Source organism: Rhodoblastus acidophilus (assembly GCF_009720655.1).
Classification (GTDB): Bacteria; Pseudomonadota; Alphaproteobacteria; order Rhizobiales; family Beijerinckiaceae; genus Rhodoblastus; species Rhodoblastus acidophilus_A.
The window spans coordinates 1-21,617 of record NZ_WNKS01000010.1; the positions used below are offsets into that span (position 1 = coordinate 1).

Genomic DNA, 21,617 nt, shown 5'->3' on the forward strand with positions numbered 1-21,617 from the left:
CGCGTCACGCCGCCGATCTCGGCTGCTTTATCCCGGCTGGCGCCTTCGTAGATCGCCGCCAAAGCCAACAACCGTCGCGCCTGCGCCGCATCCTTCGCGCGCTTGGCGGCAACTCGAATGGAACGCGCGTCAAAATCTGTGCGAAGGGCAATCGGCATGGCGAACCTCCAGGTTCGCCTGTTGAATCAAACAAAAGCCGATTCGGGAATCCGCCGCCGAGTCAGTCTCTCGGAGACTTGGTATCAGCCGTGGCTCTCGCGTGCGTTTCACCGCGACGCCGAAGTTTCAAAATCTGCTTACCAGATGCTTACCAGAACGAAAAAACCCAGCGCAAAGGCTGGGCTTTTGTCACTTAAGCCTTTGAAAAGGCTTGGTGAGCGCGCAGGGACTCGAACCCTGGACCCTCTGATTAAAAGTCAGATGCTCTACCGGCTGAGCTACGCGCTCTCAAAGGGTCTGCGGGAGTTACAGGGCTTGGCGCGGGTGGTCAAGCCAAATTCCGCGCCCGCGCCACGTAACGGCGCAGGCGCTGCACAACGCGCCAAACCTTCGCATTGTTCTTGACCGCCGCCTTGACCTTCAGGTCCGCGACAAACAACGGCGCCGCCAGCGCCCCCAAGGGTGTGGCGGCGAACACCACATCCGCCATCGCCTCCCGCTCGCCGCAAAACATCGCCTTGTAGCGCGCCTCGCCCAGCCCCAGGTCGAAACATTTCAGCCCGCGCGCGCAAGCGTCCCGCAGAACGCGCGCCAGGAGCAGGTCGCCGGGACTCGATTTCGCGATTTCCGGATCGGCATCGTATGCGTTGAACAGCCCCTGCAACCGCTCGCCGTTCAGCCCCGCCGCCAGAATCGCGATCGGCCGTCCCGCGAGCGCCAGAACATGCAGCTCCAGCCCCTGCCCCGCCAAACGCCCATAGAACGCGCGCGCGCGGGCGATCTCGCTGACGCTCCCCAGCGTATAATTGTTCTGTTTCTGCGCGAAATAGACGTCGAGCAGCGTTTCGGCCCGTTCCGGCGGCGCGCGAAAATAGCTGAGCGCGCCCCGGTCCGTGAGCCGCTTCTCCTTCTTGCGCAATTTCTTGCGCGTGTCGGCGGAGAGTTTGTGCGAGAGCCAGACATCGCCGTCATCCGCAAGCGCGGTGCAATAGGCCGGGCTTGCGCCGTCCTGATGCGGCAGCCGCAACAGCGGATTCTCGACGCCATTCCAAATTCTTGGCAGATTGAGAAGGCGATAGAGATGCGGGCCGCCCGGCGCGCGCGCGGCGGCGCGCAGCAGCGCGGCGATATCTTCGGCGGCGAAGGCGTCGGGATCGCGGAACAGGCCGAGATTGTAGTTGGCATGGCTGCCGCCCAGAAATTTCGCCACGCGCAGCGGACCGACGCGACGCAAACCCAGCGGCAGCAGCGCAACGGGGGCGCCGGCCGCGCGCGCGACGATAAAGAACGGCTCGACCCCGCGGTAAACCTCAAGCCAGTTCAGCAAGAACGTTTCGGATTGATAGAACGAGCCGCAGCGATCCGCCGACAACACCCGCCAGCACGCCAGCGCCTCGCGCGGATCGCGGAAGACGTCGACACGGTCGAAAGATTGGACGCAGGGGGGATTTTTCATGACGCTGGCAAGTCTAGCAACAAAGGGTCAACACGCCCTTGCTAAGCTCTCGCCATGAGCTTGAAACGCCACATGGTCGCGGCCGGCTTTTCGCTGTTTCGCCGCGCCGGCCTGCACCGCCTCGCCGGCGCCGGCGTTCGCGGGCGCGGCGTGATCCTCACCTTGCACCGGGTGCGGCCGGCGGACTGCCAAGAATTCGCGCCCAACGCCCTGCTGGAAATCACGCCCGCCTTTCTCGACGCCGCCCTCACGCGCCTGCGCGCCAGCGGCCTCGACCTCGTGACGCTGGACGAGGCCTTGCGGCGGCTGGTTTCGGGCGAAGGCGCGAATTTCGCCGTCCTGACCTTCGACGACGGGTTTCGTGACGCGGCCGAACACGCCCTGCCCGTGCTGGAGCGCCATCGCGCGCCCTTCATGACCTACATCACCCCCGGCCTCGCGTCTCGCACCGCCCGCCTGTGGTGGGTGGAGCTGGAGGAGGCCGTGCGCCGCCTGGACCACATCCAGCTGGGCGGCCAGAATTTTTCCGCGCGCGACGCGGGCGAAAAAGCCGCCGCCTTCGACAAAATCTACTGGACGTTTCGCGCGCAGGGCGAAAAGGCGCTGCTCGACGGCGTCGCGCTGCTGCGCGACCGCGCCGGGGTGGACCCGGTCGCGCTGGTCGAGCGGCTGTGTCTGGACTGGGACGGCCTCAGGCGGCTGGCGCAATGCGATCTCGCCGGTTTCGGCGCGCATTCCATGACCCACCCGCGTCTGCGGCAGCTCCCTCAAGACCAGGCCCGCGCCGAAATGGTTTGCAGCCGCGAGGTTCTGGAGCGCGAACTCGGCCGCGCCTGCCCGCATTTCGCCTATCCGGTGGGCGATCCGACCTCGGCCGGCCCCCGCGAATTCGCGCTCGCCGAAGAGCTCGGCTTCGCCAGCGCCGTCACCACGCGTCCCGGCATGATTTTTCCCGAACATGCGGCTCATCTGCACGCGCTGCCCCGGGTTTCCGTCAACGGATTGTGGCAGGACATCGCTTCTCTCGATATCCTGCTGTCTGGCGCGCCATTCCTGCTTTGGAATTTTGGGCGGAGGGTCAATGTGGCCTAATAGGGCGCGTTGCGCGTTTTGTCGATTCCGACAGAGACTTGACGGCGTCGCCGGGCCAGATTCGCAAACGGCGCGTCAACGAGGAGAACCATGGTGGCTTCGCCGACCGGGATGACCTCCGCCGAGGCCGCCGCGCGCCTTGACGCCGAAGGTCCGAACGAACTGCCGCAGCCCGATCGCCGCACGCTCGCGCGCATTGTGCTGGAGGTGCTGCGCGAGCCAATGCTCGCTCTGCTTATCGGCGGCGGCGGCGTCTATCTCGCCCTCGGCGACACTAAGGAAGCCATCATCCTGATGGCCTTCGCCTGCCTTTCCATCGTCATCACCGTGGTGCAGGAGGCGCGCACCGAACGCGTGCTGGAAGCGCTTCGCGACCTGACCAGCCCGCGCGCGCTGGTGATCCGCGATGGAGAACGCCAGCGAATCCCCGGCCGCGACGTCGTGCGCGGCGACCTGATCGTGCTGGCCGAGGGCGACCGCGTCCCCGCCGACGCGCGCCTCATCGAGGCCCAGGATCTTCAGGCCGACGAATCCCTGCTGACGGGAGAATCCGCGCCGGCGCGCAAGCGGGCGTCCGACGCGGCGCCCACGAAAGCCCTGGTCTCTGGAGACGACCGGGTCTATTCGGGCGCCCTGATCGTGCGCGGCGGCGGACTCGCCGAGGTGACCGCAACGGGTCCCCGCAGCGAAATCGGCAAGATCGGCAAGTCGCTGGCAAGCCTGGAGACGGAGGCGCCGCGCTTGCAAACACAGACCCGGCGGCTGGTGATCATCGCGGCGACCTTCGGCGGCGTGGTCAGCGCGCTGGTGGTCGCGCTTTACTGGATCTTGCGCGGCAACGGCCTCGACGCGCTGCTGGCCGGCATCGCGATCGGCATGTCCATGCTGCCGGAGGAATTCCCGGTCGTGCTGACCGTGTTCATGGCGATGGGCGCATGGCGTATTTCGCAGGCGCGCGTGCTGACCCGCCGCGCTGCGGCGATTGAATCTCTGGGTTCGGCCACCGTGCTGTGCACGGACAAAACGGGCACGCTGACCCAGAACCGCATGGCCATCGCTCAATTGCGCCGCGACGGCGAAACGTTTTCCATTGGCCCGGACTCGAAAATCCTGCCGACGGCCGCCGCCGAAAATTTGACGTTCGGCGCGCTGGCCTGTGCGCCCGCGCCGTTCGATCCCATGGAAAAGGCGTTTTTGGCGCTGGCGCGGCAAACCGGCGCGCCGCCGCCGCGCGGCGAGATTGTTCGGGTTTACCCCCTGCGCCCGGATTGCCTCGTCGTCACCCAGGTATGGGCGACGGCCGACGGCGAGCGGATCGTCGCGGCCAAGGGCGCGCCGGAGGACATTGTCGCGCTCTGCCGCCTGCCGCCGTCCACCCGCACAAAACTGGCGGCGACGGTCGACGACATGGCCGCTTCGGGACTGCGCGTGCTCGGCGTCGCCCGCGCGGATTTTACCGGAGCGGACCTGCCGGAGGTCCAGAAAGACTTCAATTTTGAATTCCTGGGCCTCGTCGGCCTCGCCGACCCGATCCGCGCCGACGTTCCGGCCGCCGTCGCCGAATGCCGCAGCGCGGGCATACGCGTGGTGATGATCACCGGCGACTATCCCGCGACGGCGCTCGCCATCGCGCGGCAAGCGGGCATTTCAAGCGAAGACCATCTCACCGGTCGCGAGATCGAGGGCCTGTCCGACGAGGCGCTCGCCGCCCGTATTCGAAAAACCTCGGTGTTCGCGCGGATCATGCCCGACCAAAAATTGCGCGTCGTCGAGGCGTTGAAGGCGGGCGGCGAGGTCGTCGCCATGACCGGCGACGGCGTGAACGATGCGCTCTCTCTGAAGGCCGCGCATATCGGCGTGGCCATGGGCGGGCGCGGGACGGATGTGGCGCGCGAGGCCTCCTCCATAGTGCTGCTCGACGACGATTTCGGCTCCATCGTCAAGACGGTGCGGTTGGGACGGCGCATCTACGACAATCTGCGCAAAGCGATGAGTTTCATTTTCGCTGTGCACGTTCCCATCGCCGGGCTCGCGCTGGCGCCGCTGTTCTTGGGCGCGCCCATCCTGTTCGGCCCGGTCCACATCGCCTTTCTCGAAATGATCATTGACCCCGTCTGCTCCCTGGTGTTCGAGGCGGAGACCGAGGAGGACGGCCTGATGCGCCGGCCGCCGCGTGACCCGGCCGAGCCGCTGTTCTCGGTTTCCATGATCCTGTGGGGTCTGTTCCAGGGCGCGCTCGCCCTGGCGCTGACGGCGACGATCTACGTGATCGCGCTGGGGCGAGGCGTGCCAGGCGACGAAGTGCGCGCGCTGGTGTTTTTCTCTCTCGTCATCGCCATTGTCGCGCTGATCCTGGTGAACCGCTCGACCGACGCCTCGCTGCTGAAGGCGGTGCTGCGGCCCAATCCCGCCCTGGCGATCACGCTTCCCGCCGTGGCGGCCATGCTCGCGGCCTCGCTGCTATGGCAGACCCTGCGCGATCTCTTCCGTTTCGGCCCGTTGCACGCCGACGACCTCTCCCTGTCGCTGGGCGTAGGGTTGACCGTGCTGGTCGTGTCGGAAAGCCTAAAGGCCGCGCGCAATGTCTTCTTGGCGCGACGCAGCGCTTGATCGCGCGTCAGGCGTCCCGCTTTTCCATCCACTTGATGAGCGGCATCATCGGCAGCGCCCAGCCGAGGCCGAGCACGGCGAAAATGAGGAAGCGCAGCACCTGCGACTCCAGCTTCATCGCCGTGTACTGCGCCAGAACCATGGCGATCAGCGCATAGATCACCACGAAGGGCACCATGATCAGGGCTCCGATCAGTTTTCGCGTGCGACTGGTCATGACGTCTCCTTTTGCCGTCTTATCCCGCAGTCACAATTTTACCTCAAGTCGTTCATGTGAAATTCAGCCGGGCGATCCTAAATAAGGCGTCAAGGATGAGCCCCGCGCTCGCCCCATTGGAGACCGAAATGCGTGTTTTCAGAATTGCTTCCCTCGCCCTCGCCTGCGGCTTGGCCGCCTACGCGCTGCCGCCGGCGCAGGCCGGCTGGGACGACCCGGGATCCCGCCACGAGCGCTTTTGCTCGGATGAAAAATTCGGCGACAGATTCGCCGACATGCAGAAGCAGCGCGCCGAGCGCCTCGCGGAACGCCTGAGGCTGACCGACGCGCAAAAGGCCGCGTTCAAGGATGTGCAGGCCGTGCGCGCCAAATCCATGGCGGACAATCGCGCGGCCATGTGCGCCGCCAATCCTGCAAACCTGACGTTTGAAAAGCGGCTCGAATTCCGCCAGGCCCGGCTGCAAGCCCGGCTGGACGCTCTGAAGGCCGAGACTCCGAAACTGCTCGCCTTCTACAACAGCCTGGACGAGCGCCAGAAAGGCCAGTTCGACGAGATCAGCCGGCATCGGGGTCATCACGGTCCGCACGGCGGCATGGGCGAAGGCATGATGGGCCCGGGAATGATGGGCGGAATGATGCGCGGCGGCATGGATCATCACGAGTCGCGCGGCGGCTGCGTCAACGAAGACTGATTTTCAGTTCGGGCGCGGGCGCCTCCCCCCCCGTTCCCCGCCCGAAGCAAGGGAAACCGCGCCGATCCCCCCTCGGCGCGGTTTTTCTTTGCCGCGGCGCAGCGTGCGGGATAGATTTGGGCTTTCGGAAGCGCCCATGTTGCAGAACGCCAAGACCACAGTCGCCGACCCGCTCGCCGCCGTCCGGCGCTGGCTGTTCGCTGTCGCCGGGCTGATCGCCCTGATGGTCTTGGCGGGCGGCGCCGCCCGGCTCGCCGTTTCAGGCTTTTCGATCACGGAATGGAAGCCGATCACGGGCGTCATGCCGCCGCTGTCGCAGGACGACTGGCGCGACGCCTTTGAAAAATACAAGCAGAATCCGCAATATGCGCAGATATTCGCGGACATGGACCTGTCCCGCTTCCAGACCATCTATCTCTGGGAATGGGCGCACCGGGTGCTGGGGCGGCTGATCGCGCTCGCCTTCGCCCTGCCGCTCGCCTTTTTCTGGCTAAAGGGGCTTGTAACCGGCGCCTTGCGCGGAAAACTGCTGTTCATCCTGGCGCTGGGCGGGCTCCAGGGTTTTGTCGGCTGGTGGATGGTGTATTCGGGGCTTTCGGAGCGCACGGCAGTGGCGCAGGCGCGGCTCGTCCTCCATCTGCTGCTCGCCTGTTTCACCTTCGTCGCGATTCTCTGGACGGCGGAGGGACTGCGGCCGAACTTCCGCGATCCCATGGGCCGGGACGCCCGGGGTTTTCGAATCGAGGCGGGCCTGCTGCTGGCGCTCGTTTTCGCGCAAATCGGCTTTGGCGCGCTGGTGGCGGGAGCGCGCGCCGGCCTCGCCTATAACACCTGGCCGCTGATCGACGGGCGTTTCATCCCGCCAGCCGAAAGCCTGTTCAGCCTGACGCCGCTCTGGGCCAATTTTTTCGACAACGCGCTCACCGTGCAGTTCCAGCACCGCATGGCCGCCTATCTGGCGCTGCTGCTCTGCCTGTTCCACGCCTTCCACATCAGCCGCGAGCGTCTGGCGCGGCGGGCGGTGCGGCGCGCGCTGGCTTTGGCGCTGCTGATTTTGGCGCAAGCGGGCTTGGGCGTGACCACACTGCTGCTGGCGGCGCCCCTGCCCGCCGCGCTGGCGCATCAGGCGCTGGCGGTCGGCGTGCTGGCGCTGGCGACCCTGCATCGCGCCAAGCTGGGGTGACCCGGTTTCACGCGCCCCCCGCCGCGAACAACGCCTCCAGCATCTGCGCCTTTTCCGGGCGGCGGACGATGGCGAGACCGTCGCCGGCCTCGACGAAAGCGCCGGGCTCCGGCTGGATCAGCGCGCCGCCGCCGCGCTTTTCCAGCGCCACGATCAGGAAGGCGCCGGCCCCCAGCTTTTCGATCTCGCCGATCGTATGCTTGTCGCATTTGCTGCCGGCCTCGACCGCGATCACCTCCATGTCGAGGCCGAGCAGGCGCAGGTCGGCGGCGAGCCGGTCGCTGCCGCCGGCGCGCATGCGCGCGACAATGCTGTTGATGTCGTCGAACAGCAGCAGTTCCGCCACGCGCTCCGCGCCGATGCGCGCCGGCAGCACCACGCGGTTCGCCCCCGCCTGCACCAGCTTGCGCTCGGTGGACGGCGATTCGCCGCGCGCGACAATGAAAATGCCGGGGTTCAGGGCGCGGGCCGACAGGGTGATGAAGACGTTGGCGGCGTCGTCGGGCAGAACGGTGGCGAGCGACTTCGCCCTGCCGATGCCCACGCGCTTGAGCGCCTCGTCGTCGGTGGCGTCGGCCTGCATGAACACATGGTCGGACACGCGCGCCGATTCCATCCGCTTGGGATCATGGTCGATGACGACGAAAGGAACGCGCGCCGCCTTGAGTTCGCGGCAAAGTTTTTGGCCGATGCGGCCAAAACCGCAGACGATGACGTGGCCATGCAGGCCGTCGATTTCCTTCTGCATGCGGCGGTTTCCAAAAACCTGCTGGAACTGGGCGGCGGTGATGAGCTGGATCAGCGAACCCGTGGTGAACACCATGCCCGTGCAGCCCACCACCATCAGGCCGATGGTAATGGCGCGCAAGGCCGGCGTCTGCACGGGTTGCACCTCGCCATAGCCAACGGTGTAAATGGTCGTGAGCACCATGAAGACGGCGTCGCCCAGGCTCCAGCCCTGCGACACATAGGCGCCGACGGCCAGCGCCGACACCACGGCGACGAAGGCGACGCCGCCGATGACGTTGCGGAGCGGAGAGGCGAGAAATCCGGAAGTCATGGTGAAACCGAAGATTTCTTCCTTCTATGCAGGAGGAAACGGCTCCGATCCAGCAAAATCAGATTTTTTGCAGCCACGCCTCGAGCCACGCCCGCGCCTCGTCCGAAAACGGTTTCGACTTGCGCGTGGCGGTGTCGGTGAGGACAGTCACATCCTCACCCCGCGCGGCGTAAACCCCGTTGTCGAAAACGGCATGCTCCAGCCGCAACGAGGAGCGGCCCACGGCGAGGATGCGGGTGCCGATTTCGACCTCGCCGGGCCAGTGGATCTCGCGCACATAATCGATGGCGAGCCGCGCCAACACAAACGCCCCGGTCTCGCCCTTCAGGTCGACGTCGCCGGCCATGAGCATGTCCACGCGCGCCGTCTCGAAAAACGTGGCGAAAACGGCGTTGTTGACATGCCCCTGCCGGTCGGTGTCGCCGTAACGCAGCTTTTCATGGGTGCGGAACGGGAAATCGTCGAGAACAGGGTGAGGCGTCTCGCGCACTCAGACCTGCTCGATTTCGACCAGCGTGCCGTTGAAGTCCTTGGGATGCAGGAACAGCACCGGCTTGCCGTGCGCGCCGATTTTCGGATTGCCGTCGCCGATCACCCGAACGCCCCCCGCTTTCAGGCGGTCGCGGGCCGCGAGAATGTCCTCCACCTCGTAGCAGACATGGTGCATGCCGCCATCGGGGTTCTTTTCCAGAAACTTGGCGATCGGCGAGGCTTCGCCGAGCGGCTCCAGCAGCTCGATCTTGGTGTTGGGCAGTTCGATGAAGACGACGGTGACGCCGTGATCGGGCTGGGCCTTCGGCTCCGACACCTTCGCGCCCAGCACCTCGCGATAGGTTTTGGAGGCCGCCGCAAGGTCCTTCACCGCAATGGCGACATGGTTCAAACGTCCGATCATCCGAATCTCCTCAAGCATTCGTTCCGATAGCTATGGTTCGAGACGGTCGCCTTTGGCGACCTCCTCACCATGAGGGCTCTCTCTATAGTAGCCCTCATGCTGAGGAGCCGCCGGAGGCGGCGTCTCGAAGCACGAGGGCGGTCCACGAATCCGCTGTCAAACCTCTATCGCCAGCACATGCACCTGCGGCTTTTTCCCCCACACGGCGGCGACCGCCGCGCGCACCGATTTCTCCACCGCGTTGCAAGCGACGTCCGGGTCCCTTTTCTTCGCCTTGGGCAGGGAGTCCAGCGTATCGAACAGGGCGCGGTCAATCACGTCGTCGAGCGCGCGACCGTCGAGCCCCACACGCGGCAGCCCAAACGTAACCATGTCGGGCGTTCCGATCAAATCGCCCTTGTCGTTGAGCGCGAAGGCGATGCTGACAATGCCCGCCGCCGCCAGGCGATGGCGCTGGCGGAAGCAATCGTCCATCTCGCTGAGAATGACCTCGCCGTCGCGATAGAGCTTTCCGTGGGCGATCCCCGGCAGGTGGCCGGGCGCATCCGGCCCCAGCGCGATCATGTCGCCATTGTGGGCGGTGATCACGTGCTCGACCCCCATCTGGCGGGCGAAGGCGGCGTGGACCCTCAGATGCAGCGGCTCTCCATGCGCGGGCACGGCGATTTTTGGCCGCAGCCACTGATAAAGCTGCTCGACCTCGCCGCGCCGGGGATGGCCGGAGCAATGCACCAGCGCGTCATGGCCGGTGACGACGTCGACTCCTTGCAGGATCAGCGCGTTGACGATGGCGCCGACCTCGCGCTCATTGCCGGGAATGGTGCGCGAGGAGAAGATGGCGAGATCGTTCGCGCCCAGTCTGACAGCGTGGTCGCCGCGAATGATGCGCGACATGGCCGCGCGCGCCTCGCCCTGGCTCCCCGTCGCCAGCACCAGCACTTTTTGCGCGGGCAAACGCGAAAAGGCTTCGAGCGACAGCGTCTCCGGCACGCCTTCGAGATAGCCGCATTCGCGCGCCACATCGAGCGAGCGCTCCATAGCGCGGCCCGCCAGCACCACCTGCCGCCCGGCCTCCTGCGCGGCGAGACAGACGGCGCGCAGACGCGCGATGTTGGAGGCGAACGTGGTGACCAGCACCCTGCCCTGCGCGGCGGAGATTTTCTCGCGCAAGATTTCGGCGACATGCGCCTCGGACGGGCTTTCGCCCTCGCGCAGAATGTTGGTGGAATCGCAGATCAGCGCCAGCACGCCCTCGTCGCCGATTTCCTTCAACCGCGCGATGTCGGTCGGGCGTCCCAGTCCGGGATTTTCGTCGAGCTTCCAGTCGCCGGAATGCACCACCGTTCCAACCGGCGTGCGGATCGCGAGCAGACAGGCCTCAGGGATCGAGTGCGACATGGCGACGAATTCGATCTCGAACGGACCGAGTTGCAACCGGCTCCCCTGCAGCACGACCTCGATCGGCACTTTGGGCGCCCCCGGTTCGGCGAGGCGGCGGGTCTGCAACAGGCCGTTGGCGAAGGGGGTGGCGTAAACCGGGCAGCGCAGGCGCGGCCACAGCGCGGCGATGGCGCCGACATGGTCCTCATGGGCGTGGGTGAGGACGATCCCCAAAAGGTCCTTGCGGTTCTTCTCGATGAAGGCGGGGTCGGGCAGGATCAGGTCGACGCCGGGCATGTCGGTGTGGGCGAAGGCCACGCCGCAATCGACCAGAATGTATTTTCGCTTGCCCGGCGCGCCAAAACCATAGAGCGCCGCGTTCATGCCGATTTCGCCCAGGCCCCCGAGCGGGGCGAAGACCAGTTCTTCCTGTGCGGAAGGCATTTATCAGCCCTTCATCCAAAATTCGGCGGCGCAAAACTGAGATCGCCCGCCTCGATCGTTTCCATATTTCCGTCAAGGCGTTCCAACAGCATGCGCCCCTGCGCGTCAATGCCGCGAAAGACTCCCTTTGTGACATTTCCATTGCGCTGGACTTCCGCCGGCGCGTCGAGGCCGCCGGCGACATCGAGCCAGGCGCGGCGGATGTAAGCGAAATTGTCGCCGCGCGCCCAAAAATCGAGCCACATGGCCAGCGCATCGGAGAGCGCCATGAACACGGCGTCGCGGCCAACGCGGGCGCCGATTGCGTTCAAACTCGTCGCGGGATAGGGCGTGTCGTCGGGATGGGTTTCGCAGTTCACGCCGAAGCCGATGACGCAGCCGAAGGGCGAATTCGCGCCGCCAGAACTCTCAAGCAACAGCCCCGAAAGTTTCGCGCCGTCATAAAGCGCGTCGTTTGGCCATTTCAGAGCCAGCCTGCGGTCGCCGCCGAGCAGCCCGCGCAACGCATCGGCGAGCGCCACGCCCGCGACAAATCCCAGTTGCGGCGCCACCGCCCGCGCACACGGCTCGATCAGCACCAGACTGCCAAAAAAATTGCCTGAGGGCGAGGACCACACACGCCCCAGCCGCCCCCTGCCCCGGGTCTGACGATCCGCGACAATCCAGAGCCGTCCGGGATCGCCCGAGGCGATCCGCGACACCGCCTCGTCGTTGGTCGAGCCCAGCTCTTCAAAATACTCCAGGCGGTAGCCCGCCCGCGCCGCGCCCTGCCCTGTCTCCACAGATCAGAACAGCGATTTAGCGGCGGATTCGGCGGCCTGCACCAGCGGGGCCGGATAGACCCAGTAGAGCAGCATGGAGACGGCGGAAACGGCCAGCACGGCGCGCAGCGTCAGGCTGGGCTTGTCGAAGGCCGGCGCGGCGTCGTCAAAATACATCACCTTGATGATGCGCCAGTAGTAGAAAGCGGCCACGGCCGAGCACAGCACGCCGATCACCGCGAGGGCGAACAGATTGGCCTGCACCGCCGCCAGGAACACGTACCATTTGGCGAAGAAGCCCGCGAGCGGCGGCACGCCCGACAGCGACACCATCAGCAGCGCGATGAACAGCGCCATGGGCCGGTTGGTGTTGTCGAGGCCGGAGAGGTCGGCGATCTTTTCCACCGGCCTGCCGTTGACGCGCATCGACAGGATGGCGGCGAAAGCGCCGAGCGTCATGACGAGATAGATCGCCATGTAGAACAAAACCCCCTTCACGCCCTCTTCCGTGCCCGCCGCGAGACCGACGAGGGCAAAACCCATGTGGCCGATGGAGGAATAGGCCATCAGGCGCTTGATATTGTCCTGCTTGATCGCGGCGAAGGCGCCGAGCGCCATGGATGCGATCGACATGAAGATGACGATCTGCTGCCACTGGTGGGTCGCGCCGGGGAAGGCGGTGTAGATGACGCGGGTGGCGATGGCCACCGCCGCCATTTTCGGCGCCGAGGCGAAGAAGGCGGTCACCGGCGTCGGCGCGCCCTCATAGACGTCGGGCGTCCACATGTGGAACGGGACGACGGACATTTTGAACGCAAGTCCCGTGAACAGGAACACGAGTCCAAAAATCACGCCGACATTGGGATGGTCGCCGATGGCGGCGGCTATGCCGGTAAACGACACCGTTCCGGAAAACCCGTAGAGCAGCGAGGCGCCATAGAGCAGCATGCCCGACGACAGCGCGCCGAGAACGAAATATTTCAGCCCCGCCTCGGACGCCCGCGCGTCGTCGCGGGCCAGCGCCGCCGTGACATAGAGGGCGAGCGACATCAGTTCGAGGCCGAGATAGAGCGAAATCAACCCGTTGGCCGAGATCAGCATCAGCATGCCGAGCGTCGCCAGCACGACCAGGATCGGGAACTCGAACTTGTTGATGCCCTCGCCGCGAAAGAAATCGCCGGCCATCAGCAGGGTGACGATGGAGCCGATCAACGCCAGCGCCTTCATGAAGTCGCCGAAGCGGTCGTCAACAAAAGCATTGTCGAAGACGACGCCGCTGACCCCCGGGGTTTTCAGCACGATGGCGACCAGCGCCGCGCCGAGCAGCACGACGGCGATCTCACTCATCGGCCCGTCGTCGGACTTGCCCCGGAAGGCGCCGACGAGGACCATGGCGATCACGCCAACGGCCAGAATAACTTCCGGCAGAGCGTGGACAAGGGCAAGTTGCAGCGTTTCCATGAGACAAAACTCTCAGTACAGCGAAAGGGCGGCCGTGCGGGTGACGGCGAGCGCCGCGTTGTAATTCTTGATCAATTGCGCGACGGCGCCGGAACAGGCGTGCAGAATCTGATTGGGCTGCACGCCGTACCAGATCGTCAGCAGCACGAGCGGCGCGAGGATCGCGAACTCACGCGCCGAAAGGTCGGCGAGGCCTTGCAGGCTGGGCTTCTCCAGCTTGCCGAACACCACGCGCCAGTAGAGGTAGAGCGCGTAAGCCGCGGAGAGGATGACGCCGGTGGTGGCGAACAGGGCGACCCAGGTGTTGGCCTTGAACGCGCCGATCAGGGTCAAGAATTCGCCGACGAAACCTGACGTGCCGGGCAGGCCGACATTGGCCATGGTGAACACCATGAAGATGGCGGCATAGACAGGCATTTTGGCGACAATGCCGCCGTAGGCCGCGATCTCGCGGGTGTGCATGCGGTCATAGACCACGCCGACGCACAAGAACAGCGCGCCTGAGACGATGCCGTGCGACACCATCTGGAACACCGCGCCCTCAACCGCCTGCTGGTTCATGGCGAACAGGCCCATGGTGACAAAACCCATGTGCGCGACGGACGAGTAGGCGATGAGTTTCTTGATGTCCTCCTGCACCAGCGCCACCAGCGAGGTGTAGACGATGGCGATGACCGACAGCGCGAACACCAGCGGCGCGAAATAATGCGACGCGTCGGGGAACATCGGCAGCGAAAAGCGGATGAACCCGTAGCCGCCCATTTTCAGCAGGATGCCCGCCAGGATGACGGAACCGGCGGTGGGCGCCTCGACGTGGGCGTCGGGCAGCCAAGTATGCACCGGCCACATCGGCATCTTCACCGCGAAAGAGGCGAAGAAGGCCAGCCACAGCCATTTTTGCAGGTCCGGATCGAATTTTGTGGTCAGCAGCCCGACAATGTCGGTCGAGTGGGTCTGCGCATACATGGCCATGATGGCGACCAGCATGAGCAGCGAGCCCGCGAGCGTGTAGAGGAAGAATTTGAAGCTCGCGTAGATGCGCCGCTTGCCGCCCCAGACGCCGATGATGATGAACATCGGGATCAGGCCGCCCTCGAAGAACAGGTAGAACAGCACGAGATCGAGCGCGCAGAACACGCCGATCATCAGCGTTTCCAGCACCAGGAAGGCGATGAAATACTGCTTTACGCGCACGTCGATCGACTGCCAGGAGGCCGCGATGCAGAACGGCATGAGAAAAGCGGTCAGCACCACGAACGGGAACGAAATGCCGTCCACGCCCATCTTGTAGCTGAGGCCGGAGCCGAACCAACTCTTCTCCTCGACGAACTGGAAGTCGGCGACGCCGGGGACGAACTGCGACCAGGCGTAGAAGGACAAAGCCAGCGTGACCAGCGTGGTCCACAGCGCGATCCAACGGATCGTGTTCTTGCCGCCGTCATTGTCCTCCTTGACCAGAGCGATCAAGCCGGCGCCGACCAGGGGCAAGAAAGTCAGCCCGGAGAGAATGCCAAAGCCGAACATTTATTGCCCCCCGCCCAGCGAGAACATGCCGTAGGTGATCAGCGCGGCGAGGCCGAGCAGCATCGCGAACGCATAATTATAGATGAAGCCGGTTTGCAGCCGCGAGGCGAAGCCGGCGCCGTCGATCACGCGCGCGGCCACGCCATCCGGGCCGAACCGGTCGATGATGGCGCCGTCGCCGCCCTTCCAGAACAGGCGTCCCAGCCAGAACGCCGGCTTGACGAAGATCTTGTCGTAGAGCTCGTCGAAGTACCATTTGTTCAAGAGGAATTGGTAGAGCTTGGGGAAGCGTCCGGCGAGGCTCGCCGGAACCTTCGGCGCGATCACATACATGAACAGCGCGACACCAAAACCGCCGACCATCATGGCGAACGGCGCCATGCCGACCCATTCCGGAACTTCATGGATGTCGTGCAGGATATGGTTGTGCTCGCCGGCAAACAGCGAGCTGCGCCAGAATTCACCCGCGGCATGGCCGATGAACTCGCCCTTGAACACATAGCCCGCGGCCAGCGCGCCGATCGACAGCACGAACAGCGGAACCATCATGGTCAGCGGCGATTCATGGGGCTCGCCGACATGGTGATGATGGTCGTCATGCCCATGGTCGTCGTGGTGGCCGTGCAGCAGGCGATACTGCTCCGACCAGCGGCGCTCGCCGAAGAAGGTCATGAACACCAGGCGCCAGGAGTAGAACGAGGTCATGCCCGCCGCGAGAACCAGCAGCACGAAGGCGAGCATGGCGGCAGAGCTGTGACCGCCGGCGGCGAAGGCGCCCTCGATGATCGCGTCCTTGGAGAAATAACCCGCCGTCATCGGAAAACCGGTGAGCGCCAGTGTGCCGATGGTCATGCAGGCGAAGGTGACGGGAATCTTGCTCCACAATCCGCCCATGCGGCGCATGTCCTGCTCATGATGCAGGGCGTGGATCACCGAGCCGGCGCCCAAAAACAGCAGCGCCTTGAAGAAGGCGTGGGTGAACAGGTGGAAAATGCCGAGCGCATAGCCGCCGCAGCCCAGACCGACGAACATGTAGCCAAGCTGCGAGCAGGTCGAATAGGCGATGACGCGCTTGATGTCGTTCTGCACCAGACCGACGGTCGCGGCGAAGAAGGCGGTGATGCCGCCGACCAGCGTGACCACGGTGAGCGCGGTCGCCGACTGCTCGAACAGCGGCGACAAACGCGCCACCATGAACACGCCGGCGGTGACCATGGTCGCGGCATGGATGAGCGCGGAGACCGGGGTCGGGCCTTCCATCGCGTCCGGCAACCAGGTGTGCAGCAGGAACTGCGCCGACTTGCCCATGGCGCCCATGAACAGCAGCAGGCAGGTGAGCGTCATGGCGTTCCAGTCGAGCCCGAACGCATGCACGCTCTTGTTCGCCAACCCGGGCGCGGCGGCGAAAATCGTGTCGAAGGCGATCGAGCCGGTGAGCATGAACACCAGGAAAATGCCCAGCGAAAAGCCGAAGTCGCCGACGCGATTGACGACGAACGCCTTGATCGCCGCCGCATTGGCCGACGGCTTTTCATACCAAAAACCGATCAGCAGATAGGAGGCGAGGCCGACGCCTTCCCAGCCGAAGAACATTTGCGCGAGATTGTCCGCCGTCACCAGCATCAGCATGGCGAAGGTGAACAGCGACAGATAGGCGAAGAAGCGCGGACGAGACGGGTCCTCGTGCATGTAGCCGATGGAATACAAATGCACGAGCGCCGACACGGTGGTGACCACGATCAGCATCACCGAGGTCAGCGTGTCCACGCGTAGCGCCCAGTCGACCTTCAGCTCGCCGGAGGTCATCCAATTGGCGAGCACCGGAGCTGAAAAATGGCCGTCATGCAAACCGACGTCGACAAAAGTGATCCACGACAGCGCGCAGGAGACGAACAGCAGCGCGGTCGTGATGATTTCGGCGGGACGGTCGCCGAGTTTCTTGCCGCCGAGTCCGGCGATCAGGAAACCGAGAAGGGGGAGGAAGACGATTGCCGAATACATGTTTCGCTCAGCCCTTCATCATATTGATGTCTTCCACCGCAATGGTGTGGCGATTGCGGAAGTAGGTGACGAGAATGGCGAGGCCGATGGCCGCTTCCGCCGCCGCGACCGTCAGGATGAACATCGCGAACACCTGCCCGGTGAGATCGCGCAGATGCGCCGAGAAGGCGACGAGGTTGATGTTCACCGACAGCAGGATCAGTTCGATCGACATCAGGATGATGATGACGTTCTTGCGGTTGAGGATGATGCCAGCGACGCCCAGCGTGAACACGATTGCCGCGACGATCAGGTAATGTTCGAGACCGATGACCATTTTGGCGCTCCTCAGGGAACCGGCACGCCGGTGCGGGACGGGACCTGCTTGTTTTCGATGGCGCCGGCGCGGGTGCGCGCGTTCTGCGCGGAAATGTTCTGGCGCTTGACGTTGGGACGATGTTGCAGCGTCAGCACGATGGCGCCGATCATGGCGGTGAGCAGCACAAGCCCCGCCGCCTGGAACAGATAGGCATATTGTGTGTAGAGCACCTGTCCGAGCGCGGCGGTGTTGCTCATCCCGTCCGGCGTCGGCGTCGACAGCACGGCCTGGGGCGCCACGGTCCAGGAGCCGACGACCAGCACCAACTCGACCAGAACGACGAGGCCGATCAACCCGCTGACCGGCAGGTAGCGGCGCATGCTCTTCTGCAGTTCGGCGAAATCCACGTCGAGCATCATGACGACGAACAGGAACAGCACCATGACGGCGCCGACATAGACGACGACCAGCAGCATCGCCAGGAACTCCGCGCCGGCCAGCACGAACAGGCCCGCCGCGCTGACAAAGGCGAGGATCAGAAACAGCACGGAGTGAACGGGATTGCGCCCCAGGATCACCATGGCCGCCGAGGCGATGGTGATGAAGGAGAACAGGTAGAAGAAGGCCGTGGCTACGCTCATGGTCCACCTTGCGCCCTTTCGGGCCGTTTCGTTGCGTCGCTCGGGGCGACGGTCATTCGATCGTTTCGCGCCTGAAAAAAGCGCGAGGATTAGCGGTACGGCGCGTCGGCCGCGAGGTTGCGCGCGATTTCGCGCTCCCAGGTGTCGCCGTTGGCAAGCAGGCGCTGCTTGTCGTAAAAAAGCTCTTCGCGGGTTTCGGTCGCGAATTCCGCGTTCGGCCCCTCGACGATGGCGTCCACCGGACAGGCTTCCTGACAATAGCCGCAGTAGATGCACTTGGTCATGTCAATGTCGTAGCGCGTGGTGCGGCGCGTGCCGTCATTGCCGCGCGGCTCCGCCTCGATGGTGATGGCCTGCGCGGGACAAATGGCCTCGCACAGTTTGCAGGCGATGCAGCGCTCTTCCCCGTTGGGATAGCGGCGCAGCGCATGTTCGCCGCGATAGCGCACCGATTGCGGGTTCTTCTCGTGCGGATAGTTGATCGTCGGCTTCGGCTTCAGCAGATAGCGGAACGTCAGGAAGAAAGCTCCGAAGAACTCCTTCAGGAACAGGCTTTTGATTGCGGCGGCGATTTGCATCAAACCCTCACTGCGCGGCAAAGCCGGCGAATTGCAGCACACCCGCGACCACGATGACGGCGGCGAGCGACAGCGGCAGGAAGACCTTCCATCCCAGGCGCATCAGCTGGTCGTAGCGGTAGCGCGGCACAAAAGCCTTCACCATGGCGAACAGGAAGAAGAACCAGGTCAGCTTCAGGACGAACCAGATCACGCCGGGCACTTCGGTCAGCGGCCAGATATTGGCGGGCGGCAGCCAGCCGCCGCAGAACAAGATCACCAGCAGCGCGCACATGGTGATGATCGCCACATATTCGCCGAGCATGAACAGCAGATACGGCGAGGACGAATATTCCACCATGAAGCCGGCGACGAGTTCGGATTCCGCCTCGACCAGATCGAAGGGCGGACGGTTGGTTTCCGCCAGCGCCGAGATGAAGAAGATCACGAACATCGGGAACAGCGGCAGCCAGTACCAGCCGAGCATCCCCCATTGCGTGTCCTGCGCCTTGACGATGTCGTTGAGGTTCAGAGAACCCGCGCAAAGCAGCACGGTGATGATCACAAAACCGATGGAGACTTCATAGGACACCATTTGCGCTGCGGAGCGCAAAGCCGACAGGAACGGATATTTCGAATTCGACGCCCAGCCGCCCATGATGATGCCGTACACACCAAGCGACGAGATGGCGAAAATGTAGAGAACGCCGACGTTCAAATTGGCGATGGCCCAGCCGTCATTGACGGGGATCACCGCCCAGGCCGACAGCGCCAACGCCGCCGTGACCAAAGGCGCCATCATGAACACGCCCTTGTTGGCGCCGTCCGGAATGATCGGCTCCTTCACCATGAATTTGATCATGTCGGCAAAGCTTTGCCAGATGCCCCAGGGCCCCACCACGTTGGGGCCTTTTCGCAACATCACCGCCGCCCAGATTTTTCGATCCGCGAGCAGGTAATAGGCGATGGCCGTCAGGCCGAGGATGAGCAGCAGAAGGCTCTTGCCGATGATGAGGAGGAGCGGGAGCAAGGTTTCCATGATCTCATTCCGCCGCTTGTTTCAGCGCGCCCTTGGCCAGGGCCGAACATTCCGCCATGACTTTTGACGCACGCGAGATGGGGTTGGTGAGATAAAAATCGGTGATCGGCGACACGAAAGCCGCGCCGGTGAGCGCGCCCGCCGGCAGTTTTGCCAGAGCGCCCGCATCGGCCGTTTCGATCTGGTCGATCCGCGCCATGTGCGGAACAGCCTTGTTGAGCAGCGCGCGAAGCTGCGCCAGCGAATCGAACGGCAAGGTTTTGCCGAGCACGGCGGACAGGGCGCGGAAAATCGCCCAGTCCTCGCGGGCGTCGCCGGGCGGGAAGCCGGCGCGATCGGTCAATTGGACGCGGCCTTCGGTGTTGACGTAAAGCCCGGATTTTTCCGTATAGGCCGCGCCCGGCAGGATCACGTCGGCGCGATGCGCGCCCCGGTCGCCATGCGTGCCGACATAGACGACGAACGCCCCCGGCTCGACGTTGATTTCGTCGGCGCCGACCAGGAACAGCAGGTCCAGCGCCCCGGCCTTGGCCATGGCGGCGGCGGAAAGCCCGCCCTCGCCCGGCACGAAGCCGATATCGAGCGCGCCGACGCGCGAGGCGGCGGCATGCAGCACGGAATAACCGTTCCAGTCGCCCTTCACGGCGAGCTTGGCGGCGAGCGCGGCGATAGCCTCGCCGTCCTCGCGGGCCAGAGCGCCGGCGCCGACCAGGATCAACGGACGTTCGGCCTTCGCCAGAACGGCCCCAAAACCTTCGCCACGAGCGACCTTGGCCAGCGTGTCGGGACCGGCGCCGAGATGCTCATAGGGGTAAGTGAGGTCGTGTTTTTCCCCGACGACGGCGATTTGAAAATCCCCCGCGCGCCAACGGCGGCGAATGCGGGCGTTGAGCACCGGCGATTCCCAGCGCGGGTTCGAGCCGACAATCAAGAGCGCGTCGGCGGCGTCGATGCCCTCGACCGTGGCGTTGAACAGGTAAGTGGCGCGGCCATTCTTCGGATGAATTTTCGCGCCGTCCTGGCGACAATCGACGTTGTTCACGCCCAGCTTGTCGGCCAGCGCCTTGGCGGCGAACAAATCCTCGACCGACGACAGGTCGCCGCCGATGAACCCGATCTTTTCAGGCGAGACCGCCTTCACCTTGGCGGCAATGGCGTTGAACGCTTCCGTCCAACTCGCCGGACGCAGACGTCCGTTCTCGCGCAGATAGGGACGGTCGAGACGTTGCAGCTTCAGCCCATCGACGCTCTGGCGGGCCTTGTCGGAAATCCATTCCTCGTTCACCGCGTCATTGAGGCGCGGCAGGATGCGGATGACCTCGCGCCCGCGGGTGTCGATGCGGATATTGGCGCCGAGCGCGTCGGACACATCGACGCCGGGGGTCTTGGTGTATTCCCACGGACGGGCGCGAAAATTCTGCGGACGCGGCAGCAGCGCGCCGACCGGGCAGAGATCGGTGACATTGCCCTGCAATTCCGAGCGCATCGCCGATTGCAGATAGGTGGTGATCTCGGAATCCTCGCCGCGGCCGATATTGCCCATGTCGGAGGTGCCGCAGATTTCGGCGGTGAAGCGGACGCAGCGCGTGCACTGGATGCAGCGGGTCATCTCGGTCTTCACGAGAGGGCCGATATATTTGTTCTCGATCGCGTTCTTGTTTTCGCTATAGCGCGAGCGGTCGCGGCCGAAGGCCAAAGCCTGGTCCTGCAAATCGCATTCGCCGCCCTGGTCGCAGATCGGGCAGTCCAGCGGATGGTTGATGAGAAGGAATTCCATCACGCCTTCGCGCGCCTTCTTCACCATCGGCGAATTGGTGAACATTTCCGGCGGCTCGCCGTTCGGGCCGGGCCGCAAATCCCTCACCGACATGGCGCAGGAGGCGGTGGGCTTGGGCGGGCCGCCCTTCACCTCGACCAGACACATGCGGCAATTGCCGGCGACCGACAGGCGCTCGTGGAAACAGAAGCGCGGAATCTCCTTGCCGGCGGTCTCCGCCGCCTGAAGCAGCGTGTACTCCGCCGGGACATCCACTTCGATCCCATCGACGATGATTTTCGCCATGTTTCTTCCCTTTGCGCCGGACGCGGCGGGGTGTTCCGCGCGCCGGTCCAGCTCCGAACCATTTTTTCAGGGTGCTTTAACACCG

The 21,617-nt window shown here is 64.5% G+C and carries 19 protein-coding genes, 1 tRNA gene and 1 pseudogene; 4 read left to right on the plus strand and 17 right to left on the minus strand.

The features are described from left to right. From GJ654_RS21235 to GJ654_RS11920, 3 genes and pseudogenes are all read right to left on the minus strand, one after another. Positions 1–158 (minus strand): annotated as a pseudogene (locus tag GJ654_RS21235) (IS630 family transposase); the annotation flags it as partial. Between the two features lie 213 nt (positions 159–371). Further along, positions 372–447 (minus strand) — tRNA-Lys (locus GJ654_RS11915). Between the two features lie 40 nt (positions 448–487). Continuing rightward, entirely contained in the window at positions 488–1,615 is a 1,128-nt protein-coding gene (locus tag GJ654_RS11920; RefSeq protein WP_155446386.1) for a GNAT family N-acetyltransferase, read from the minus strand. Positions 1,616–1,669: 54 nt separating this feature from the next. Here GJ654_RS11920 and GJ654_RS11925 point away from each other — a divergent pair, with 54 nt between their 5' ends. Both GJ654_RS11925 and GJ654_RS11930 read left to right on the plus strand, forming a co-directional pair. Then, entirely contained in the window at positions 1,670–2,707 is a 1,038-nt protein-coding gene (locus GJ654_RS11925; protein WP_155446387.1) for a polysaccharide deacetylase family protein, read from the plus strand. Between the two features lie 90 nt (positions 2,708–2,797). Next, a complete protein-coding gene (locus GJ654_RS11930) occupies positions 2,798–5,317 on the plus strand; it encodes a cation-translocating P-type ATPase (protein WP_155446388.1) in 2,520 nt (839 codons plus the stop codon). Positions 5,318–5,324: 7 nt separating this feature from the next. Here GJ654_RS11930 and GJ654_RS11935 read toward each other — a convergent pair whose 3' ends face one another. After that, on the minus strand, positions 5,325–5,534 hold the full coding sequence (locus GJ654_RS11935) for a DUF2842 domain-containing protein (RefSeq protein WP_155446389.1): 210 nt from the start codon (positions 5,532–5,534) through the stop codon (positions 5,325–5,327). 128 nt (positions 5,535–5,662) lie between these two features. Here GJ654_RS11935 and GJ654_RS11940 point away from each other — a divergent pair, with 128 nt between their 5' ends. Both GJ654_RS11940 and GJ654_RS11945 read left to right on the plus strand, forming a co-directional pair. Next, complete coding sequence (locus GJ654_RS11940; protein ID WP_196305535.1) at positions 5,663–6,226, plus strand: Spy/CpxP family protein refolding chaperone; 564 nt, start codon at positions 5,663–5,665, stop codon at positions 6,224–6,226. 136 nt (positions 6,227–6,362) lie between these two features. Then, on the plus strand, positions 6,363–7,409 hold the full coding sequence (locus tag GJ654_RS11945) for a COX15/CtaA family protein (protein ID WP_155446391.1): 1,047 nt from the start codon (positions 6,363–6,365) through the stop codon (positions 7,407–7,409). A gap of 7 nt (positions 7,410–7,416) precedes the next feature. Here the strand turns inward: GJ654_RS11945 and GJ654_RS11950 are convergent, their stop codons facing one another. The 13 genes from GJ654_RS11950 to nuoG all read right to left on the minus strand — a co-directional run bounded on the left by GJ654_RS11950 (position 7,417) and on the right by nuoG (position 21,532). After that, complete coding sequence (locus tag GJ654_RS11950) at positions 7,417–8,469, minus strand: potassium channel family protein (protein WP_155446392.1); 1,053 nt, start codon at positions 8,467–8,469, stop codon at positions 7,417–7,419. A 58-nt stretch (positions 8,470–8,527) separates the two neighbouring features. Continuing rightward, complete coding sequence (locus tag GJ654_RS11955) at positions 8,528–8,959, minus strand: acyl-CoA thioesterase (RefSeq protein ID WP_264586240.1); 432 nt, start codon at positions 8,957–8,959, stop codon at positions 8,528–8,530. Continuing rightward, entirely contained in the window at positions 8,960–9,364 is a 405-nt protein-coding gene (gene mce, locus GJ654_RS11960; protein WP_155446393.1) for a methylmalonyl-CoA epimerase, read from the minus strand. 156 nt (positions 9,365–9,520) lie between these two features. Next, positions 9,521–11,188, minus strand: coding sequence for a ribonuclease J (locus tag GJ654_RS11965; RefSeq protein WP_155446394.1), 1,668 nt, complete (start codon positions 11,186–11,188; stop codon positions 9,521–9,523). 11 nt (positions 11,189–11,199) lie between these two features. Beyond that, positions 11,200–11,970: a biotin--[acetyl-CoA-carboxylase] ligase gene (locus tag GJ654_RS11970; protein ID WP_264586239.1), complete on the minus strand. Its 771-nt coding sequence runs from the start codon at positions 11,968–11,970 to the stop codon at positions 11,200–11,202. Positions 11,971–11,973: 3 nt separating this feature from the next. Then, the gene (gene nuoN, locus GJ654_RS11975) at positions 11,974–13,410 is read right to left on the minus strand and encodes an NADH-quinone oxidoreductase subunit NuoN (RefSeq protein WP_155446395.1); all 1,437 of its coding nucleotides are present in this window, start codon (positions 13,408–13,410) and stop codon (positions 11,974–11,976) included. A 12-nt stretch (positions 13,411–13,422) separates the two neighbouring features. Next, a complete protein-coding gene (locus GJ654_RS11980) occupies positions 13,423–14,934 on the minus strand; it encodes an NADH-quinone oxidoreductase subunit M (protein ID WP_155446396.1) in 1,512 nt (503 codons plus the stop codon). Further along, positions 14,935–16,935 carry an NADH-quinone oxidoreductase subunit L gene (nuoL, locus tag GJ654_RS11985; protein ID WP_155446397.1) on the minus strand — a complete coding sequence of 667 codons (2,001 nt, stop codon included), beginning with the start codon at positions 16,933–16,935 and terminating at the stop codon, positions 14,935–14,937. Between the two features lie 7 nt (positions 16,936–16,942). Continuing rightward, positions 16,943–17,251 carry an NADH-quinone oxidoreductase subunit NuoK gene (gene nuoK, locus GJ654_RS11990; protein ID WP_155446398.1) on the minus strand — a complete coding sequence of 103 codons (309 nt, stop codon included), beginning with the start codon at positions 17,249–17,251 and terminating at the stop codon, positions 16,943–16,945. Between the two features lie 11 nt (positions 17,252–17,262). After that, positions 17,263–17,874, minus strand: a complete 612-nt coding sequence (locus tag GJ654_RS11995) for an NADH-quinone oxidoreductase subunit J (RefSeq protein WP_155446399.1) — start codon at positions 17,872–17,874, stop codon at positions 17,263–17,265. A gap of 89 nt (positions 17,875–17,963) precedes the next feature. Continuing rightward, positions 17,964–18,452 (minus strand): NADH-quinone oxidoreductase subunit NuoI, encoded by a 489-nt coding sequence (gene nuoI / locus GJ654_RS12000; protein ID WP_155446400.1) that lies wholly within the window; start codon positions 18,450–18,452, stop codon positions 17,964–17,966. 7 nt (positions 18,453–18,459) lie between these two features. Continuing rightward, a complete protein-coding gene (nuoH, locus tag GJ654_RS12005; RefSeq protein WP_155446401.1) occupies positions 18,460–19,470 on the minus strand; it encodes an NADH-quinone oxidoreductase subunit NuoH in 1,011 nt (336 codons plus the stop codon). A gap of 4 nt (positions 19,471–19,474) precedes the next feature. Further along, positions 19,475–21,532: an NADH-quinone oxidoreductase subunit NuoG gene (gene nuoG / locus GJ654_RS12010; RefSeq protein ID WP_155446402.1), complete on the minus strand. Its 2,058-nt coding sequence runs from the start codon at positions 21,530–21,532 to the stop codon at positions 19,475–19,477. Between the last annotated feature and the right edge of the window lie 85 nt (positions 21,533–21,617).

What these genes read in the sequence shown, in the direction of transcription:
- GJ654_RS11920 (WP_155446386.1), bottom strand. Translation starts at nt 1,615, where the DNA reads ATGAAAAATCCCCCCTGCGTCCAATCTTTCGACCGTGTCGACGTCTTC.
- GJ654_RS11925 (WP_155446387.1), top strand. Translation starts at nt 1,670, where the DNA reads ATGAGCTTGAAACGCCACATGGTCGCGGCCGGCTTTTCGCTGTTTCGC.
- GJ654_RS11930 (WP_155446388.1), top strand. Translation starts at nt 2,798, where the DNA reads ATGGTGGCTTCGCCGACCGGGATGACCTCCGCCGAGGCCGCCGCGCGC.
- GJ654_RS11935 (WP_155446389.1), bottom strand. Translation starts at nt 5,534, where the DNA reads ATGACCAGTCGCACGCGAAAACTGATCGGAGCCCTGATCATGGTGCCC.
- GJ654_RS11940 (WP_196305535.1), top strand. Translation starts at nt 5,663, where the DNA reads ATGCGTGTTTTCAGAATTGCTTCCCTCGCCCTCGCCTGCGGCTTGGCC.
- GJ654_RS11945 (WP_155446391.1), top strand. Translation starts at nt 6,363, where the DNA reads ATGTTGCAGAACGCCAAGACCACAGTCGCCGACCCGCTCGCCGCCGTC.
- GJ654_RS11950 (WP_155446392.1), bottom strand. Translation starts at nt 8,469, where the DNA reads ATGACTTCCGGATTTCTCGCCTCTCCGCTCCGCAACGTCATCGGCGGC.
- mce (WP_155446393.1), bottom strand. Translation starts at nt 9,364, where the DNA reads ATGATCGGACGTTTGAACCATGTCGCCATTGCGGTGAAGGACCTTGCG.
- GJ654_RS11965 (WP_155446394.1), bottom strand. Translation starts at nt 11,188, where the DNA reads ATGCCTTCCGCACAGGAAGAACTGGTCTTCGCCCCGCTCGGGGGCCTG.
- nuoN (WP_155446395.1), bottom strand. Translation starts at nt 13,410, where the DNA reads ATGGAAACGCTGCAACTTGCCCTTGTCCACGCTCTGCCGGAAGTTATT.
- GJ654_RS11980 (WP_155446396.1), bottom strand. Translation starts at nt 14,934, where the DNA reads ATGTTCGGCTTTGGCATTCTCTCCGGGCTGACTTTCTTGCCCCTGGTC.
- nuoL (WP_155446397.1), bottom strand. Translation starts at nt 16,935, where the DNA reads ATGTATTCGGCAATCGTCTTCCTCCCCCTTCTCGGTTTCCTGATCGCC.
- nuoK (WP_155446398.1), bottom strand. Translation starts at nt 17,251, where the DNA reads ATGGTCATCGGTCTCGAACATTACCTGATCGTCGCGGCAATCGTGTTC.
- GJ654_RS11995 (WP_155446399.1), bottom strand. Translation starts at nt 17,874, where the DNA reads ATGAGCGTAGCCACGGCCTTCTTCTACCTGTTCTCCTTCATCACCATC.
- nuoI (WP_155446400.1), bottom strand. Translation starts at nt 18,452, where the DNA reads ATGCAAATCGCCGCCGCAATCAAAAGCCTGTTCCTGAAGGAGTTCTTC.
- nuoH (WP_155446401.1), bottom strand. Translation starts at nt 19,470, where the DNA reads ATGGAAACCTTGCTCCCGCTCCTCCTCATCATCGGCAAGAGCCTTCTG.
- nuoG (WP_155446402.1), bottom strand. Translation starts at nt 21,532, where the DNA reads ATGGCGAAAATCATCGTCGATGGGATCGAAGTGGATGTCCCGGCGGAG.